The sequence below is a fragment of the Enhydrobacter sp. genome (assembly GCA_025808875.1).
GTDB lineage: Bacteria > Pseudomonadota > Alphaproteobacteria > Reyranellales > Reyranellaceae > Reyranella.
In genome coordinates this window covers 3,973,477-3,990,922 of sequence record CP075528.1, presented here as the reverse complement: position 1 = coordinate 3,990,922, position 17,446 = coordinate 3,973,477, and the positions used below count along the sequence as shown (strand labels likewise).

The window sequence follows — 17,446 nt, the reverse complement described above, 5'->3', positions numbered from 1 at the left end:
TCGTTCCTCCTCTCAGTCCGTTTCCATCGGCAGGGCGGGGTCGTTCGACCATTCCTGCATGGAGTTGTCGTAGACCGCGACGTTCTTGTGCCCGAGCAAGGCCGTCAACACAAACGCGTCGAGCGTGGCCGCAATGCCGCCGCCGCAATAGACCAGCACCCTCTTGTCCGGCGCCGCGCCCACGCCCTCGAAGGCGGCGCGCAGCTCGGCGATCGGCTTCAGCGTCTTGTCGGCGCCGAACAGGCTCGCCGCCGGCACGCAGGACGAACCGGCGATGCGGCCCGGCCGGCCGTAGCTGACGCCGCCGCTGCCCTTGTGCTGGTCGAGGCTGAGCGCGTTGAGCGTCAGCGTGTCGCCCCGGCCGATGGCGCCCTTCACGACGTTCCTGTCGACGAAGATCTCCGGGCGCCCGCGCAGGGTGAGCGTCGCCGGCGGATGGTCGGTCGGCTCGGTGGAGAGCGGCCGGTTCTCCGCCTTCCACTTGTCGAGCCCGCCGTCGAGGATGGCGGCGTCGTCGAAGCCGACCGCGCGCAGCATCCACCACACGCGCGTCGCCCACACCGGCGAGGCATGGCTGTAGAGCACGACGAAGGTGCCGTGGCCGACGCCCTTGGCGGCGAAGGCGCGGGTCAGCCGGTCGAGCGGCGGCAGCGTGTAGCGCAGGTTCGAGGCGGTATCGGAGAGGTCGGCCTGGAGGTCGAGATAGGCGGCGCCGGGAATGTGTCCCTTGTCGTAGTTGGCCCGTCCGTTTTCGGAGATGTAGCCCGGCGCGTCGGGGCGCGGCCTGAGATACATCGTGACATCGAACACGCGCACGCCCGGCGCGCCCAAGCGACGCGCGAGCTCCTCGGTCGATACAAGCGCAGCGGAATGACCCATGTCGCTCTCCGTGTGGGAGGAGAGCGGAGACTAGGTCAGAGTGCTGGGGGCGCGCCACTCCAGCTTCTCTGTCGTCCTGAGTCGCGCTTTTCGGCCGTAGGCCGAAAACGCTGAAGCGAAGGTTTCTCTTTGTCGTCCTGAGCGAAGCGAAGGACCTAGCATTGCGGCAGGACCTTCGGTCGAACCCTTAGGTCCTTCGCTTCGCTCAGGACGACAGAAAAATGCGCCACTCGCGGCGCAGTAACCGGCGCCTTGGTGGCGCTCTCCTCCGGGTCAGATCGTCTTCGCCGGAAGCGGCGGAATCTCGACCGTCCTCGGCACCTCGGCGGTATCCGGCTTCCCGGTCGTCTTCGCCTTGGCTTTCTTCGTCTTGGTCTTGGTCTTCGTCTTGGCCGCCGAGGCGTGCAGCTTCTTCAGGCAGGCGTCGCGCGCGGTGGCGCTCTTCAGGCTGGTGCAGTAGGCCTTGGTGCCGGGCTTGGGTTTGGGGGCGGCGAACGACGGTGTCGCGAAAGCGACCGCGCAGAGCGCGGCCAGGCCGGCGAGCAAGAGACGCATCGGTACTCTCCCGGGCCGCTCTGCGAGGGGGACGCGATGCGGCCTCTGTGATGGGAAAATATTATTGTATTTTAGTATCTTATGTCAATTTCCTAATGAGTTCATGAAAGTGCTGCCGTGGCCGTCCTGCTGAATGTCGCCTTCCCCATCTTCGCCGTCGTCCTCGTCGGCTATCTGGCCGGCCGGTGGCGGATCCTGGGGGGCGAGGCGACCGGCGCCCTCAATGCCTTCGTGAGCTGGTTCGCGCTGCCGGTCCTGTTCTTCGGCACCCTGGCCCGCACGCCGGTGCGGTCCGTGCTCGATCCGGGGCTGATCGCGGGCTTTGGCGCGGCCGTTCTCGCCACCTTCGCCCTCGGCATGCTGGCCAGCCGCCTCGTCGCGCGCGGTGGCCTCGCCGCCATGAGTCTCGGCGGCATCGCCGCCTCCTGGGGCAATGTCGGCTACATGGGCGTGCCGTTGTGCCTTGCCGCCTTCGGCGAAGCGGGGCTGCCGCCCGCCATGCTGGCCGTGATCGTGACCGCCGTGATCTCCATGGTGTTCGGCGTCATGCTGATCGAGCTCGAGGTCGCGGCCGGCCATGGTCCGATCCGCACCTTCCTGCGCGCCGCCTGGAACGTCGCGCGCAACCCGCTGCCCGTGTCGATCGCCCTGGGGCTGGCCTGGTCCGCCGCCGGCCTCGCCCTGCCGACCCCTGTCGAGAAATGGATCGACCTGCTGGGCGCGGCCGCGGCGCCCTGCGCGCTGTTCGCGATCGGCCTCTTCCTCTCCGACAAGTCGGTGCGCAGCGGCCTGGTCGAGGCGGGCCTCGTCACCGTGATCAAGCTGGTGATCCAGCCCCTGGCGGCGTTCGCCATCCTGCCGTTCTTCGTCGACATGCGCTCGGTGCCCGGCCAGGCGGCGCTCCTGATGGCGGCGACGCCGACCGCCGCCAACGCCTTCGTGCTGGCCCGCCAGTTCAGCATCTCCGTGGAGCAGAACAGCGCCGCCGTCCTGCTGTCGACGGCCTTCTCGGTGGTCACGGTTTCTGCTTTGCTGGTGTGGCTGCGTATCGGCTGATGGCGAAAACCTCGCCCCGAGGAGGCCGCGTCGAAACAGTAACCCCTCACCCTGAGGAGGCCGCGCCGCGGCCGTCTCGAAGGGTGGGGAACGTGAAGACCCCGGGCACGGAGGGCGGAGATGCTGCAGGAATTCAAGAAGTTCGCGTTGCGCGGCAACGTCGTCGATCTCGCCATCGGCGTGATCATCGGCGTCGCCTTCGGCAAGATCGTCGATTCGCTGGTCAACGACGTCATCATGCCCGTCATCGGCTGGATCTTCGGCGGCCTCGATTTCTCGAACTACTTCATCGCCCTCGCCGGCGCCGCCGGCCAGGCGGCGACCTACGACGCCGCCCGGAAGGCGGGCGCCACGCTCGGCTACGGCCAGTTCATCACCGTCACGGTGAACTTCCTGCTGATCGCCTGGGTGCTCTTCCTCGTGGTGCGGCTGATGAACCGCCTGATGCGTGCCGAGCAGGCCGCGCCGCCGCCGCCCGCCCCGCCGACGCGCGAACAGGAACTGTTGACGGAGATCCGCGATCTGCTGAAGGCGCGCGCTTAGCTGCGAGTGTCATCCCGAGCGCAGCGAGGGACCTTTCTGTCGCCCAAAGGCCCCTCGCTTCGCTCGGGACGACGGCGGAGAATCGGAACGGCGCCCAATTCGTGCTACTTTTTGTCGCCAGAGCATCCCAGGTCTCCCCATGCCCCATCCGCGAATCGAGATGAACCCCGACATCATGGGCGGAAAGCCCGTCATCCGGGGAACGCGCATCCCGGTCGAGTTCGTGCTGCGCAAGCTCGGCGCCGGCCTGTCGGTGGAGGTCACTTCCGAGTCATAAGTTCCGACGGTTGGTATGATCCACTGCATATCAGCGATGAGATCATGGCCGATATCTTGCGAGCTGCCCTATCAGAGTGGCGCGCCAAGCCGGTCTAACTCATCATGTGATTCTCCAAACGCGAGTTGAAACTGCGCGGAGAATGGGAGAGCGCTTCGGCAAAATCGAATCTGGTTCACCGGTGGAAAAATTCGCGTGGAGAATCAAGGCAGCGATCCGACCCGGTGAACCAGATTCGATTCCGCGATCGCCCCTGGCGTAACCTGCGCTCATGTCATCCGCGTTCCCCATCGCCTGCCCAAAGGGCCCACCGTCAAAAGCCCGTCTGATTCGCGTCATCCGCATGGTCAAGCAGCGCAAGATTTGTCGTGGAGAATCAAAGGGCGATTCGCGAATCGTTGACCAGATTGGAACGGCAAGGGCAACGGGCCTAGGCTCGCGCGCATGCGTGCCTTGCCATTACGCAATCGGAAAACGAGACGAAGGTTCGTTTGTTGTCTGCCGCGCGTCACCCGGCCACAAGATCTGGAATCGTGGATGTTTTCTTCTCGTTATTTTATTCGGCAGCCACAACATCATGAGCCCTTCGAATCATCACCTCATCCTTGAGGAGCCGCACGACGTGCGGCGTCTCGAAGGATGGGCCGCAGACGAGGTGCTCGTTGCCACCCTTCGAGACGCGGTCCTGCGGACCGCTCCTCAGCGTGAGGCGGTCTTGTCTCGGCCGGAAGGACCCGCGTCCCCTCACACAACATCTGGAGGCGGCCATCGCCTCGACCGTCACCCTGCTCCGCCAACCACGGTCAGGTTGTAACGATGTTGCGCGCGTCTTGTGTCTTTGCGGTCGCTACTGAAACACCTCACCCTGAGGAGCACGCCGGAGGCGTGCGTCTCGAAGGCTGGGCCACCGAAAGGGTGCTCGTTCCCATCCTTCGAGACGCGGCCTTCGGCCTGCTCCCCAGGATGAGGTCGTGCGTGCCGCTACGCCGCCGCCTTCTCCGCCAGGAGATCGTCCAGCCGGCGCGCCAGGCCGTCGGAGATCTTCGTCAGCGGCAGGCGGCATTCCGGCGAGGCGATCAGGCCCTGTCGCCACAGGCAGTGCTTGATCGGCATCGGGTTGGCTTCGGCGAACAGCAGCGGCGTGAGCGTGGCGAGCGGCGCCCAGGCGCGGCGGGCGCCGGCGAGGTCGTTGTCGGCGAAGGCGCGCTTCACCTCGAGGAAGTGCGGGGTCATGACATGGCTCGCCGCCAGGATGCCGCCGTCGGCGCCGTGGGCCAGCATGGTGAAGTAGAGCGCATCCTCGCCGGTCAGCACGGCGAAGTCCCTGGGCTTGCGGGCCAGCAGGTCGAGCGATTGGGCGAGGCTGCCGGAACTGTCCTTGACGCCGACGATGTTGGGCACCCGTGCGAGCTCGAGCAGCGAGTCGTTGGTGAGGTTGACGGCGGTGCGATAGGGGATGTTGTAGATCAGCACGTCGCGGTCGGTGGCCTCGGCGATGCGCCGGAAATGGGCGATCATTCCGTCCTGGCCCGGCCGGTTGTAGTAGGGGCAGACCGAGACGATGCCCTGGAACGGCAGGTGCGCCAGCGCCTTCAGCGCCTTCTCGACCTTGCGCGTGGCGTTGCCGCCGACGCCGACGAACACCGGCACGCGCCCTGCCGCCACCTCGAGCGTCGCCTCGACCACCGCCTCGATCTCGTCGTCGTCGAGGGTCGGCGCCTCGCCGGTCGTGCCGAGCGGGAACAGCCCGTCGACGCCGAGCGCCAGATAGTGCTCGAGCAGACGTCGATAGCTCACGAGATCGAGCGCGCCGTCCCTGAACGGCGTGATCGCGGGCAGCCAGAGGCCGGAGATCCTGGTCATGTGTTCCTCTCTCTTCGTCGCCCCTCTCCCAACCTCTCCCCCTCGCGGGGGAGAGGAGGAAGAATCGGATTCCTCTCCCCCCGATCGGGGGAGAGGCTGGGTGAGGGGGTTACAGGAAGGCCGAAAATAAGAAAAACGAATGTTTTGGATATATTCGTTCGCCGATGCTTATATTTGGCGATGCATCGCGATCTCGACATTGCGCTCCTGCGCGCCTTTCTGACGGTGGTCGATACCGGCGGCGTGACGGCCGCGGCGTCGGTGCTCGGCCTGTCGCAGGCGGCGGCGAGCCAGCAGGTCAAGCGGCTCGAGGAGGTGCTGGGGTGTCGACTGTTCTCGCGCGAAGGCCGGCGGCTGGCGCTGGCGCCTGCCGGCGAGCGGCTGCTCGCCCAGGCGCGCCGGCTGGTGGCGCAGAACGACGAACTGCTGGCCGGCATGCGCACGCCGCCCTTCGAGGGCGAGGTGCGCTTCGGCGTGCCCTACGACATCGTCGGCTCGGTGGTGCCGCCGATCCTGCGACGCTTCGCCAAGGCGCAACCGCGCGTGCGCGTCGTGCTGGTCTGCGAGGATACGAAGATCGTGCGCGCGCAACTGCGCTCAGGTGGCGTCGACCTGGCGCTGACGACGGAGACCGGGTGCGGCCGCCATGGCGAGACGTTGCGCACCGATCGCCTCGTCTGGGTCGGCGGCGCGGGCGGCGATGCCCATCTCAAGGATCCGCTGCCGGTGTCCCTCGGCGCGCCGACCTGCGTGTTCCGGCCGGTCGCCGTCGAGGCGCTGGGCCGGGTGCGGCGCGACTGGCGCGCGGTCTGCGAGGTGAGCCGGCTCGAGCCGGTGCATGCCGTGCTGGAAGCCGGGCTGGCCGTGGCCCCGCTGCTGCGCTCGTCCGTGCCCACTGGAGAATCAGGGGCGCGTTTCGAGATCCTGGGCCGTGAGGCGCGGCTGCCGGCGCTGCCGGAGTTCCGCATCAACCTCTACCTGCCGCCGAGCGCCGGTGCCGCGGTGCAGGAGCTCGCCCACCATGTCCGGGCCAGCTTTTCCGGGCGGCCCGGCCGGCCGGACAACAATTGATACCAATGCGCCGCTGTTTGCGCGCAGGCGGCGAAACTATCCTGGCCCGCGTTCTTTCAGGGATTTTCCATGCGCTTCCTGCTCGGCTGGGCGTTCAAGCTCGGTATCATCGGCGTGATCTATCTCGGCATGACCAGCGGCTTCAGCGTCAAGCTGCCGGAGGAGGTGCTGGGCTACAAGGTGCCGTCGGAGGCCCAGCAATGGGTCGATCGCAACGCCCAGATCGGCGCCATCGGCAAGCAGACGCAGGACGGCCTCAAGTCGATCGCCGGCAGCTTCAGGTAGCCGGCGGCCCGGGGGCGGCCAACTCGATCTGGAACGTCGCGCCCTCGTCTCCCGGCAGCAGGATCAGGCTGCCGCCCGCATCCCTCACCGCGCCGAACGCGAGGGCGAGCCCCAATCCCAGGTTCCCGTCGCCCGGCTTGGTGGTGAAGAAGGGTTCGAAGATGCGCTCGCGGATGGACGGCTCCACGCCGGGGCCGTTGTCGGCGACCCTCAGCACCACCCGTCCGCCCGCAGCGGATTGCGCCGACACGTCGATGATCCTGTCGGCGCGGTCGGACTCGGCGAGCGCCTCGCCGGCGTTGCGCAACAGATAGACCAGCACCTGTTCCATCAAGGTCTGGGGCGCACGCGCCAGCAGCTTGCCCGCGGGAAAATGCTCGCGCACCTCGATGCCGTCGCGGCGAAGCTGCGGCAGCACGAACTTCAGCGCGTTGGCGAAGGCCAGGCGCACGTCGAGCGTGTGGCCTTCCTCGCCGGGCTTGCGGCTGAAGATGCGCATGCGCGCCAGGGTGTCGGCGGCGCGGTCGACCTGCGCCACGATGCGCTCGAACTTGGACGCGGCGAAGCTGCGGAACTCGGCATCCGACATCGGTGGCGTCCCGCTATCGCCGGCCTCGGATGGCGTCGGCGCCGTCTCGACCAGGGCGTTCTGCGCCGCCATGCGGATGACGTTCAGCGGCTGACTGATTTCGTGCGCGATGCTGGTGGTGATCTCGCCGAGCGTCACGAGGCGCGCCGACATGGCGATCGCCTGCTGCGCCTGGTGGCGCTGCGTCTCGTCGTGGCCGATCATCACCGTGCAGTCGCCGGTATCGGACAGCGACTGGCGCGACAGCGAGAAATGCAGCTTGCGGCGAGGCCCCTCGCCGGGCTCGTACTCGAGATCGACCTCGCCGGTCCGGGGCGCGCCGCCCGAGGCGAAGGCGAGCAGCGTCTCCGCGCCCTTCAGCCGGGGATCGAACAGCGCGTCGGCCGCCTTTCCGGCGGTCGCCAGGAGCTCGCGAAAGCGCGTGTTGCAATGCAGGACCTTGCCCGACGAGGAGACGACGGCCGCCAGGGCGGAGGGATGCTCGACGATGGCGTCGAGCACCTGGCGCTCGGATTCGGCGCGACGGGCGGCGTCCGAGCGCTCGATGAGGCGCAGGATCCGCAGACCCGCCCCGACCGTCAGCACGGTCAGCAACAGCGCGATGCCGACGACGAAGTAGTTGCGCGTCCGCAAGGGCCAGCGATAGAGGCTCTCGCCGATCACCACGGCGACGTAGGCCGGGAAGCCCTCGACCTTCTGGCCCACGACGATCCGGGTCGGGCTGGTGTTCCAATGTTCCGTCCCGGCATCCCTGACGTACACCGCCTCGCCCGCCGCTCCGGACTGGATCATGCGATGCGGCAGCGAATCATCGAAACGGCGGCCGAGCGTCGCCTCGTGCGGCAGGCTGGTGGCCAGCATCGTGCCGTCGGCGCGAAACAGCGAGATCCAGCCGTCGGCCCCGAGATCGAGGCTGCGGAAGAAGCCACCGAAGTAGGCCGAATCGACGCCGATCGCGACGGCGCCCAGCGTCGTGCCGCTGCGGCTCGCGAGCCTTCGGACGAGGTAGAAGCGCCAGGTCCCGTCGGGTTCGGCCCGGCCTGGAACGCCGACCACCGTCTCGCCGGAAGCCGACGCCATGGCGGTCCGGAAAGCGTCGTGCTCCGCCAGGGTCGCCTTGGCGGGCGGCCACTGCCGCGCCGAACTCAGGACCTCGCCATCGACGGCGACCACGAGGGCCATGCCGACCTGCGGCAGGCCGGCGAAGCTGCCGCGCAGCGACTGGAAGAACTCGCGGCTGCCCACGATCCGGCGGAACTGCGCCTCACCCTCGATCTCCTGCTCGTCGATAAGGGTGGCGATGCCGGCGAGGGCGAGATCGGCCGCACGATGGGCCTGGGCGGCGTGCGCGGCGACGCCCAGCGCGATCTTCTCGGCCGAAGCCTTCCAGGTGTCGATCGAGTGCTGGCGATTCTGCCAGACGACGACGATCGCCAGCAGCCAGATCAACGCCACATGCAGCGCCGAGATGGCGAGCGTGCGGCGGTGGCTCGATGGGCCCACGAAATCGGCGATCCGGCCGGCCCACGTCCGCCCGGCGGCACCGCCGGACACCCGCTCCGGCGTATGCAACATCTTTCCCTCGGTCGACACCCTTGTCTATTATACAACAGGGATGGCCCATTGGCCGGATAAGGTACGCGAACGTCTCCAATCTGGATGAAACGCCTCGGCACGGGGAGTGAAGTTGGCGGACGACGACACCCTGCGAACCCAAGCCGTCGATGCCCTCGTCGTCGACGACGATTTGGACGCGGTTGAAGAGCTGATCGAATATCTCAGCCGCGCCGGCTTGAGCTGTGCCAAGGCGGGGGACGGTTGGTCGGCGCTCAACCTGCTGGCCGACGGGTGCCGGCCGAACGTCGTGGTATCCGATCTGCGCATGCCCGAGCTCGACGGCCTGCAGTTCGCCGAGCACCTCAACAGGATGTCCGACCAGGAGCGTCCCGAGATCATCTTCATCAGCGGCAATGCCGGCTACGACGACGCCGTCGAGGCGATCCGGCTCGGGGCGCGCGACATGCTCACCAAGCCGATCGACGGGCCGAGGCTGGTGCGGGCCGTCAAGTCGGCCCTGCTGGTGCGCCAGTTGCGCCGTGGCGAGCGGGCGGGCGGGGATGCCAAGGGCAAGGCCGCCTCGCGGACCCCGGCCCAACGCAAGCGCGCCAGCCTCGACGATCTGCGTGCCGTCCGGAAGGTCAGGAGCAGATACTTCCCTTCCGAACTGTTTTCCGATCCGTGCTGGGAGATGCTGCTCGACCTCTACGACGGCCAGCTTGCCGGCCAGGACGTCACCGTCACCAGCCTGGGAGCGGCATCCGGTGCCTCCCTCACCACCGCCCTTCGCCGCATGGATTCGCTGCAATCCCATGGGCTTATCGAGCGCAGCGAGGATCCTGCGGACAAGCGGCGGACCATCGTGCGCTTGAGCAGGAACGGCCTCGAGGCGGTCGAACGGTTCTTCGACACCTACTCGCGTAGGCGGAGTGACTGATCGAGACTTCGCGCCTTTCTTCCAAACTGGAGGCGAAACGCCGTGCGCCGGACCGGGGTGGCGACCATATTGCGCGCATGACGAACATCCCTTCCGGACCCCAGTGGGCGACATCGCAGTGCGACGTTCTGATCGTCGAGGACGATGTCGTGCAAGCCGAGGAAATGGCCGCCTTTCTGGCCCGCGCCGGCCTTTCCGTGCAGATCGCGCATAACGGCGTGACGGCGTTGCCTTTGGCCCAGCAGCTTCAGCCGCGTGTGGCGCTGCTCGACTACAACCTGCCCGACCTCAACGGGGTCGAGCTCGCGACGGCCATCCGTGGCCTGCTGCCCGACACCGCCATCATCATGATGTCGGGTCGGATCGAGGGTCTGGCCGAACTGACGCTCGAGAAGATCGGCATCTCGGTATTCGTCAACAAGCCGGTCCCGCTTGGACCGCTGCGCCAGGCAGTTCAGCGCCTGGTCAAGTCGGGACGTCCGGTGCGCCGGCCGGGCACCGGCAGCGGCGGCTGGTTCGCCGGAGGGGTCGGCTCGCAGCGCGCCTGACGCGCCGAGCGCTTTCGACCGCGCATTTCATCGACGATGTGATATGCGTCAAAGAGTTGCCGGCGTCCGGCAACTCTCGACTATCGTTGTGCCGCTCCCCAGCATCCTGGAGTCAGGCGCCGCATGCGCATCGTTCTGGTCGAAGACGACGACGATCTGCGTCAGGAGATCAGCGAATATCTCCGGCGCCGCGGCCATGACGTGAGCGCCTGCGCCACGATGGAAGAGTCTCGCCGCACGCTCGGCCTGCCGGGCATCGCACCCGATGCGGTGATTTGCGACATGAACCTGCCCGACGGCAACGGTGCCGACCTCTGCGCAGAGGCGGCGCCGCGCTTGCCGTCCTGCCGCTGGGTGCTGATGTCGGGAGCCCACGAGCCCGACGAACTGGCGGAGAAGCTGGCCGGCATCGCCGGTCCGCCGCGCTGGGTGGTCGTCGACAAGCCGGTGTCGATGCGCGCCCTGAACCAGGCGCTCGATCCCGCCGCCCGATCCTAGAGGGCGAGGGCCGAGGGCTGCGGGGCCGCCTCCGCACGTTCGGCCTGCTCGGGCGCGGCGACCGGCCGGACATGGCCGACCAGGTGAACGAGCGATCCCGGACCGCGATAGAGGTTGCGATGATCGCGCAGATGGTCGAGCTGCCGGCGCGATTCGGGAGTTTCGGCGGCTGTCGCCGAGGCGACTTCGATCGCGCGCACGTAGCGCACGGGGCCGTTGGCGAAGCCCAGGAGCGAGCGGGGGATGGGGCCGGCGATCGGCCCCACGGTCCGCACCGCGTCGGGCAGAGCGACGGCCGCAGCGGCGGGCATTGCCCTCGCGGAGGCGAGCGCCAGCTGGGGCTCGCCTGCGAAGCCAGGCGTCGCCGCCAAGGCGAGCGACAGCGACAGACTCGGTAGCAGGGCGCGGCGATAGAACTTCCAGGACACGGTGACTTTACCTCCGACCTCGCCGCCCCCTCGAGCGGCAGCCGGAGATGCCACGCCGGCGGGTGTCTGTCGCGGTGCAACCAATCCAAGGTGAAGGTGCCCGGGTCACTTGTCTCCGCAATGGAAGGAAGCCGGTCCATAGGGCCCGGAAGTGCGCTGGATTCGGGACTTTCCATGCTTCCGGATTGGCGGTTTTGCACCGCCGCGAGAAGCCGGGGGGCGGCACTAGGCGGAAGGGGTGTCGGGCATGCTATACGGTCGGCCCGATGAAGCACGTTCTGTTCGTCCTGCCGGCGCTGCTGCTAGCCGCCTGCCAACTGCCCACCAATGTCGCCCTGTTGAAGGTCGACGAACTGCGGGCGGCACAGAACGCCTGTCTTTCGGGCAACGTGGTGCAGTTCGACGACGGTGTGACGGAGGCTTCGAGGATCGGGCGCTTCGTGGCGATGTCGTGCACGGTGCAGACCGACAAGCTGGTCCAGTACGCCATACCGCACGCCAACCGCACCGAACGCGAGGCCTTCGAGCACGATGCCGCGCTGCGGGCCACCGGTTTCGTGCTGCGCGCCCGCGGCCAGCCGCGCTCCTAGATGGGGTACGGGCCTACCGCTCTCGGGTTGGGGGCGCGTCGGCTCGCTATAGCAGCGACGGTAGCCAGGTGCCGATGCCGGGGAACGCGATCAGCAACGCGAGCCCGAAGACCTGGATGGCGACGAACGGCACGATGCCCTTGTAGATGTCGCCGGTGGTGACGCTGGGAGGCGCCACACCACGCAGATAGAACAAGGCGAAGCCGAAGGGCGGGGTCAGGAAGCTGGTCTGCAGGTTCACCGAGATCAGCACGCCGAGCCAGATCGGATCGACGCCCATGGTCAGCAACACCGGCGCGACGATCGGCACGACGACGAAGATGATCTCGATGTAGTCGAGGAAGAACCCGAGCCCGAACATCAACGCCATCACCAGCAGCACCGCGCCGAGCTGCCCGCCGGGCAGGCCGTGCAGCACGTCGTGGACGATCGCCTCGCCCCCCAGGCTGCGGAACACCATCGAGAAGACCGAGGCCCCGAGCAGAATGACGAACACCATGGTCGAGATGTGCAGCGTCGTTCGCATTACCTCGGTCAGGATGCCGCTCTGCCAGGTCCGCCACACCGCGACGGCGACGCCCCAGAACAGCGCCGCGGTGCCGACCAGCGCCATGCCGGCGCCGATCCAGGTCAGGGTCGAGACCTGGTCGCGCCAGATGTTGAGATCGACGGTGGCGCGCAGCACCAGAATCACGACCGCGGCGATGCCGGCGTATCGCACGGCGCGCGGTACCACGCCCTCGGCGTTGCGGGTCGCCAGCAGGAGCGCGCCGACGGCGCCGATGGCCGCCGCCTCCGTGGGCGGCGCGATGCCGAACAGGATCGAGCCGAGCACGGCCAGGATCAGGATGGCCGGCGGCGCCAGCACCTTCAGGACCCGACGCCACAAATCGGCGCGGTCGATCTGCTCGCGCATGGGCGGCGCGCGCTCCGGTGCCACGAACGCCACGAGGACGATCCAGCCCATGTAGAGGCCGGTCAGCATGAGCCCGGGCAGCAGGGCACCGGCGAAGAGATCGAGCACGTTGACGGGCTTCAGCACCAGGTCGAAGCGGCCTTGCGCCATCAGCGTGGCGCGGGCCTGGCCGCTGGCGCCCTGCAGGATGTCGCCCAGCAGCACGAGCACGATCGAGGGCGGGATGATCTGTCCCAGGGTGCCCGAGGCGCAGATCGCGCCGGTGGCGAGGCGCTTGTCGTAGCCGTTGTTCAGCATCGCCGGCAGGCTGAGCAGCCCCATGGTCACGACGGTGGCGCCGACGATGCCGGTCGAGGCGGCGAGCAGCATGCCGACGAGGATCACCGAGATGCCGAGCCCGCCTCGGGTCTTGCCGAACAGTTGCCCCATGGTCTGCAGGAGCTGCTCGGCGATGCGCGAGCGTTCGAGCATGACCCCCATGAAGACGAACAGCGGCACGGCGACCAGCACGTAGTTCGTCATCACGCCGAAATAGCGGCTGGGCAACGCCGCCAGGTCGATCGGACGGAAAACGCCGAACGCATAGCCGATGGCGGCGAAGATCAGCGCGGTGCCCGCCAGCGTGAAGGCGACCGGAAAACCGAGCAGCAGCAGCCCGCAGGCCGCCGCGAACATGAGCAGGCTCAGGACCTCGCCGAGCAGCGCAAGATCGCTCATCGTGTCAGGCCGCCGATTCGGAACCGCGGCCGAAGGCGAATTCCTCACGCCCACTGAACACGAGTACGCAGCGCAGGATGATCGCCACGCCCTGCAGCGCCAGCAGCAGGCAGAACACGGGGATGGCCGTCTTGAGGATGAACAGGCCGGGCAGGCCGCCTGCTTCGGCGGAGCCCTCGAAGCGGCTCCATGAGCGCTCGACGAAGCCCGTGCTGTAGAAGAAGACGACGCCCAGCATGGGCGCCAACAGGCAGATGGCGCCGAACAGGTCGATCCAGGCCTTGTTTCGCACGCTCGCGCCGCGATAGAAAATGTCGACCCGGACGTGCTGGTTGTGCAGCAGCGTATAGCCGGCGCCCAGCATGAACAGCAGCCCGTGCATCCACACGAACGATTCCTGAAGCCAGACCCAGCCGATGGCGAACACGTAGCGCAGGATCACGACGACGAAGGCGACGATCACCATCAGAAGCGTCAACCAGGCCACGCCCCTGCCGACAGCTTCGTTCACGCCGTCGATCGCCTTGACGATCGCCATCAAAACGCGCACCCGCTCCCCCCGTGATCGTCCCCGCCGACGGACCGCGCGGGGATGGTAGTTTGCGGTCGCTTCGGGCGCAACGCCGATAGGCTTGTCCGACGCGGAGCACTGAACTAGCATTTGCCGTGAAGGCGTCGCCGGACTGCATGTTGCACTGGTCCGGTCAATCGACCCGGCCCCAGACCGGAAACGAACAGGGAGAAGACTTCGATGACCATTGAGAGGAGATCGCTCCTGACCGGAGCGGCGGGTGTGTCTCTGGCTGTCGCCGCGGCGACCCAGTTCCCGACACCGGCGATCGCGCAGGGCGTCAAGCGCCTGCGCATGCAGACGACTTGGCCCAAGAACTTTCCGGGCCTGGGCACCGGCGCCAACTTCCTCGCCGAGACGGTGAAGCGCCTGTCGGGCGGACAGATCGAGATCCAGGTCTTCGGGGCGGGCGAGATCGTGCCGGCCTTCGAGACCATGGACGCCGTCCAGGCGGGCACGCTCGATATGGGCCATGGCGCGCCCTACTACTGGAAAGGCAAGGTGCCGGCGACCGAGTTCATCGCTGTCGTGCCGTTCGGCCTCAACTACATGGAACAGAACGCCTGGCTGCGCTTCGGTGGCGGCCAGCAGCTCGGCGACAAGGTCTACAAGGAGCTCGGCTGCAAATTCTTCGCCTCGGGCAACACCGGTTGCCAGATGGGCGGCTGGTTCAACAAGGAAATGAACTCGCTGCAGGACTATCGCGGCCTGAAGATGCGCATTCCGGGCCTCGGCGGCGAAGTGGTCAAGGCGGCAGGCGGCCAGGTCGTGCTGCTGCCGGGCGGCGAGATCCCGCCGGCGTTGGCCTCGGGCGCCATCGATGCCACCGAATGGGTTGGCCCCTACAACGACATGCTGCTCGGCCTGCACCGCTCGGCCAAGTTCTACTACTATCCGGGCTGGCACGAACCGGCGACCCTGCTCGACAACTTCATCAGCCTGAAGGTGTGGGACGCCCTCACCAACGAGCAGAAGGCGATGTTCGAGGCGGCCAATGCGGCGACCAATGACTTCGTGTTCAGCGAGTTCCAGGCGCGCAACAATACCGACCTTCAGAAGCTCATCAACGAACACAAGGTCCAGCTCAAGAAGTTCCCCGACGAGCTGCTGACCGGCCTCGGCAAGCTGTCGGGCGAGGTGGCCAACGATCTGGCGTCGAAGAACCCGCTCAGCCGCGAGGTGTTCGACAGCATTCTCACGTTCCGCAAGACCATGATCGACTGGGCGAACGTCTCCGAGCGCGCCTTCTACAACGCGCGCGCCCTGCCGTTCCCCTACGCGACCAAGACCTGAGGCACGACTTGCGGGTGGGCCGGCCGACGGCTGGCAGGCTCACCCGCGGCCCAGGTTGTCGTCCTCGCGTTGTATCCTTGACGGACGCCGAGCGGCCTTAGGGCTGGCTGCGGCTGTTGTTTTGTCCACTACGACGCGGTGCCGCGGCGCGACTGACGGATGTTCCAGGCCAGGAAGGCCAGCAGCACGATCAGGGCCGCCACGTGCATCAGCCGGGCGTTCGGCCACATCAGCGCCACCCCGAGGGCGAACAGCACGGCGCGCATCGGCAGAGCCACCGGCGCCTCGAGATGGCCGTCGAGTGCGCCGGCAATCGCGTAGATGGCGAAGGCGGCGAACAGGCAAACCTCGATGTCGTACCAGAAACTGCCGCCCAGGAGCGGCGTGTAGGCGAACAGGAACGGCACGATATAGAGGCCCTTGGCGATCTTCCACGACACGAAGCCGGTCGCCATGGGCGGCGTCTTGGCGATCGCCGCGGCGGCGAAGGCGGTGAGGCAGACCGGCGGCGTGACGCCCGAATCCTGGCTCAGCCAGAAGATGATCATGTGTGCCGAGAGGAGCGCGATGGTCAGCATCTCGGCGCTGAGCGACGCCTCCTTGAAGGTGCGCAGGATGTCGAGCGGCACGCGCTGCAGCAGCTCGCGTGCGCTCTCCACGCTCATTGCCTGGCCGATCTCGGCCATGCGGTCGGGGGCCACCAGCATCAGGATCGCCTTGGCCGAGTCCGACAGGGTGCCCGAGGCGATGGCGTTGACCATCTCGTTCTGCGCGATCAGGTCGGCGATGGCGGGAGCCGACAGGGTCGCGAGCACGACGTAGGCGGCCGTGACCGGCAGCCCCATGCCCAGCACCAGCGACGCGAGCGCCACCAGGATCAGCGCGATCATCAGGCTGCCGCCGGCCCATTCGTTGATCATCAGCGAGAAGGTGTTGCCGATGCCGGTGGTGGCGATGGAGTTGACGACCACGCCGATGCCAACCAGCAGCACCGCCGTCAGGATCATGTCGCGCGTGCCGCGGATCAGCGCCTGGACCACCGCCGCCGGGCCCATGCCGTGGCCCTTGCGCAGCCACGAGCTGGCGATCAGCACGCCGATGGCGACGCCCGCGCAGTAGGTCGGCGTGAAGCCGACGATCAACAGGCCGATCAGGGTGCCGATGGGCAGGAAAAACTGCAGCCCGCCCTCGCGGAACACCTGGGCCACGGTGGGCGAATCGTCGTCCATCGCCTTGAGGCCGAGCCGCCTGGCCTCGATGCGCACGTAACAGGCGACCGACCAGAAATAGAGGCAGGCCGGCAGCGCGGCCACCGCGGCGATCGTGAGATAGGGGATGTTGGTGTAGGAGGCCATGATGAAGGCGCCCGCGCCCATCACCGGCGGCATGATCTGGCCGCCGGTCGAGGCCGCCGCTTCGACGGCCGCCGCGAACTTCGCCGGGAAGCCGGCGCGCTGCATCATGGGGATGGTGATGACGCCGGTTGCCGCGACATTGGCCACCGAAGAGCCCGAGATCGAGCCCATCAGCCCGGAGCCCAGGACGGCGACGTAGCCCGGACCGCCGATCAGGCGGCGCGACACGGCGCGCGCCAGGCCGATGATGAAGTCGCCGGCGCCGGATTGAGAGAGGAAGGCGCCGAACAGCACGAACATGAAGACGTAGGTCGCCGAGATCGAGGCGATGTTCCCCAGCATGCCGTCGTCGGTGTAGAAAATGCGATAGAGCATCGTCTCCAGCGACAGGCCGGGAAACGTCAGCATTCCAGGCAGGTACTTGCCCCAGATGGTGACGTAGGTGAAGGCGACGATCATCATGCCGGGGATCAGCAGACCGGTGGTGCGCCTGATGAACTCGAGCGCGAGCAGCGGCGCCATCGCCGTGAACACCCAGTCGTACCAGCGATAGCGCGCGCCGCGGGCGAAGAAGGCCTCCTCGCCCAGCATCAGGTAGGCGATGCAGGAGAGCGCGGCGAGCGCCAGCAGGCAGTCGAACACCAGGGCCATCCGGCGTCCGGCCGTGCTGCGCGCGTGCCATGCCGGGTAGATAAGCGCGCAGAGCGCGCCGAAACCGCCGAAATGCACCACGTTGACCCACAGCTCGGACCAGGTGCCGAAGGTGTTGAAGTAGACGTGGATCAGGGCCAGCACGACCGCGCCGGCGCCGGCGATCATGCCGGGCCACGTCGCGGCGCCGCGCAGCTTCATGCCGGTGTCGATGTCGACATCGGCACGGCGCGCCTCGCTTGATTCGCTCATGGGGGCCTGTGGAAG

18 protein-coding genes are annotated in these 17,446 nt (G+C 67.5%); 10 read left to right on the top strand and 8 right to left on the bottom strand.

What is annotated here, in order from left to right; translation table 11 throughout:
- Positions 1-12: 12 nt before the first annotated feature.
- Entirely contained in the window at positions 13-879 is an 867-nt protein-coding gene (locus tag KIT25_19760; GenBank protein UYN94251.1) for a sulfurtransferase, read from the bottom strand.
- 273 nt (positions 880-1,152) lie between these two features.
- Complete coding sequence (locus KIT25_19755; protein ID UYN94250.1) at positions 1,153-1,434, bottom strand: hypothetical protein; 282 nt, start codon at positions 1,432-1,434, stop codon at positions 1,153-1,155.
- Between the two features lie 117 nt (positions 1,435-1,551).
- Between KIT25_19755 and KIT25_19750 the strand changes: the two genes are divergently transcribed.
- The 3 genes from KIT25_19750 (at position 1,552) to KIT25_19740 (ending at position 3,310) form a co-directional block, all read left to right on the top strand.
- Positions 1,552-2,490, top strand: coding sequence for an AEC family transporter (locus tag KIT25_19750; GenBank protein ID UYN94249.1), 939 nt, complete (start codon positions 1,552-1,554; stop codon positions 2,488-2,490).
- A 120-nt stretch (positions 2,491-2,610) separates the two neighbouring features.
- Positions 2,611-3,033: a large conductance mechanosensitive channel protein MscL gene (gene mscL / locus KIT25_19745; protein ID UYN94248.1), complete on the top strand. Its 423-nt coding sequence runs from the start codon at positions 2,611-2,613 to the stop codon at positions 3,031-3,033.
- Positions 3,034-3,172: 139 nt separating this feature from the next.
- On the top strand, positions 3,173-3,310 hold the full coding sequence (locus KIT25_19740; protein ID UYN94247.1) for a DUF433 domain-containing protein: 138 nt from the start codon (positions 3,173-3,175) through the stop codon (positions 3,308-3,310).
- Positions 3,311-4,291: 981 nt separating this feature from the next.
- On the opposite strand, the gene dapA is transcribed toward KIT25_19740, so the two are convergent.
- Positions 4,292-5,173 (bottom strand): 4-hydroxy-tetrahydrodipicolinate synthase, encoded by an 882-nt coding sequence (dapA, locus tag KIT25_19735; protein UYN94246.1) that lies wholly within the window; start codon positions 5,171-5,173, stop codon positions 4,292-4,294.
- 180 nt (positions 5,174-5,353) lie between these two features.
- On the opposite strand from dapA, the gene KIT25_19730 reads away from it, so the two are divergent.
- Together KIT25_19730 and KIT25_19725 are read left to right on the top strand one after the other, a co-directional pair.
- Positions 5,354-6,244 carry a LysR family transcriptional regulator gene (locus tag KIT25_19730; GenBank protein UYN94245.1) on the top strand — a complete coding sequence of 297 codons (891 nt, stop codon included), beginning with the start codon at positions 5,354-5,356 and terminating at the stop codon, positions 6,242-6,244.
- A 69-nt stretch (positions 6,245-6,313) separates the two neighbouring features.
- On the top strand, positions 6,314-6,529 hold the full coding sequence (locus KIT25_19725; protein UYN94244.1) for a hypothetical protein: 216 nt from the start codon (positions 6,314-6,316) through the stop codon (positions 6,527-6,529).
- On the opposite strand, the gene KIT25_19720 is transcribed toward KIT25_19725, so the two are convergent.
- Entirely contained in the window at positions 6,522-8,711 is a 2,190-nt protein-coding gene (locus tag KIT25_19720; GenBank protein ID UYN94243.1) for a hypothetical protein, read from the bottom strand. The genes KIT25_19725 and KIT25_19720 overlap by 8 nt on opposite strands.
- A 94-nt stretch (positions 8,712-8,805) precedes the next feature.
- Here KIT25_19720 and KIT25_19715 point away from each other — a divergent pair, with 94 nt between their 5' ends.
- The 3 genes from KIT25_19715 to KIT25_19705 all read left to right on the top strand — a co-directional run bounded on the left by KIT25_19715 (position 8,806) and on the right by KIT25_19705 (position 10,658).
- Positions 8,806-9,612, top strand: a complete 807-nt coding sequence (locus tag KIT25_19715) for a response regulator (protein ID UYN94242.1) — start codon at positions 8,806-8,808, stop codon at positions 9,610-9,612.
- Between the two features lie 77 nt (positions 9,613-9,689).
- Complete coding sequence (locus tag KIT25_19710; protein UYN94241.1) at positions 9,690-10,160, top strand: response regulator; 471 nt, start codon at positions 9,690-9,692, stop codon at positions 10,158-10,160.
- Between the two features lie 123 nt (positions 10,161-10,283).
- Entirely contained in the window at positions 10,284-10,658 is a 375-nt protein-coding gene (locus KIT25_19705) for a response regulator transcription factor (GenBank protein ID UYN94240.1), read from the top strand.
- Here the strand turns inward: KIT25_19705 and KIT25_19700 are convergent.
- Positions 10,655-11,086 carry a hypothetical protein gene (locus tag KIT25_19700; GenBank protein ID UYN94239.1) on the bottom strand — a complete coding sequence of 144 codons (432 nt, stop codon included), beginning with the start codon at positions 11,084-11,086 and terminating at the stop codon, positions 10,655-10,657. The genes KIT25_19705 and KIT25_19700 overlap by 4 nt on opposite strands.
- 266 nt (positions 11,087-11,352) lie before the next feature.
- Here KIT25_19700 and KIT25_19695 point away from each other — a divergent pair, with 266 nt between their 5' ends.
- Positions 11,353-11,676: a hypothetical protein gene (locus KIT25_19695; protein ID UYN94238.1), complete on the top strand. Its 324-nt coding sequence runs from the start codon at positions 11,353-11,355 to the stop codon at positions 11,674-11,676.
- 46 nt (positions 11,677-11,722) lie between these two features.
- Here KIT25_19695 and KIT25_19690 read toward each other — a convergent pair whose 3' ends face one another.
- Together KIT25_19690 and KIT25_19685 are read right to left on the bottom strand one after the other, a co-directional pair.
- Positions 11,723-13,309, bottom strand: coding sequence for a TRAP transporter large permease subunit (locus KIT25_19690; GenBank protein ID UYN94237.1), 1,587 nt, complete (start codon positions 13,307-13,309; stop codon positions 11,723-11,725).
- A gap of 4 nt (positions 13,310-13,313) precedes the next feature.
- Positions 13,314-13,775, bottom strand: a complete 462-nt coding sequence (locus KIT25_19685; GenBank protein ID UYN97996.1) for a TRAP transporter small permease subunit — start codon at positions 13,773-13,775, stop codon at positions 13,314-13,316.
- Between the two features lie 291 nt (positions 13,776-14,066).
- Between KIT25_19685 and KIT25_19680 the strand changes: the two genes are divergently transcribed.
- Positions 14,067-15,173, top strand: a complete 1,107-nt coding sequence (locus KIT25_19680) for a TRAP transporter substrate-binding protein (protein UYN97995.1) — start codon at positions 14,067-14,069, stop codon at positions 15,171-15,173.
- Positions 15,174-15,301: 128 nt separating this feature from the next.
- On the opposite strand, the gene KIT25_19675 is transcribed toward KIT25_19680, so the two are convergent.
- Positions 15,302-17,431 carry a TRAP transporter fused permease subunit gene (locus KIT25_19675; protein UYN94236.1) on the bottom strand — a complete coding sequence of 710 codons (2,130 nt, stop codon included), beginning with the start codon at positions 17,429-17,431 and terminating at the stop codon, positions 15,302-15,304.
- Positions 17,432-17,446 lie beyond the last annotated feature (15 nt).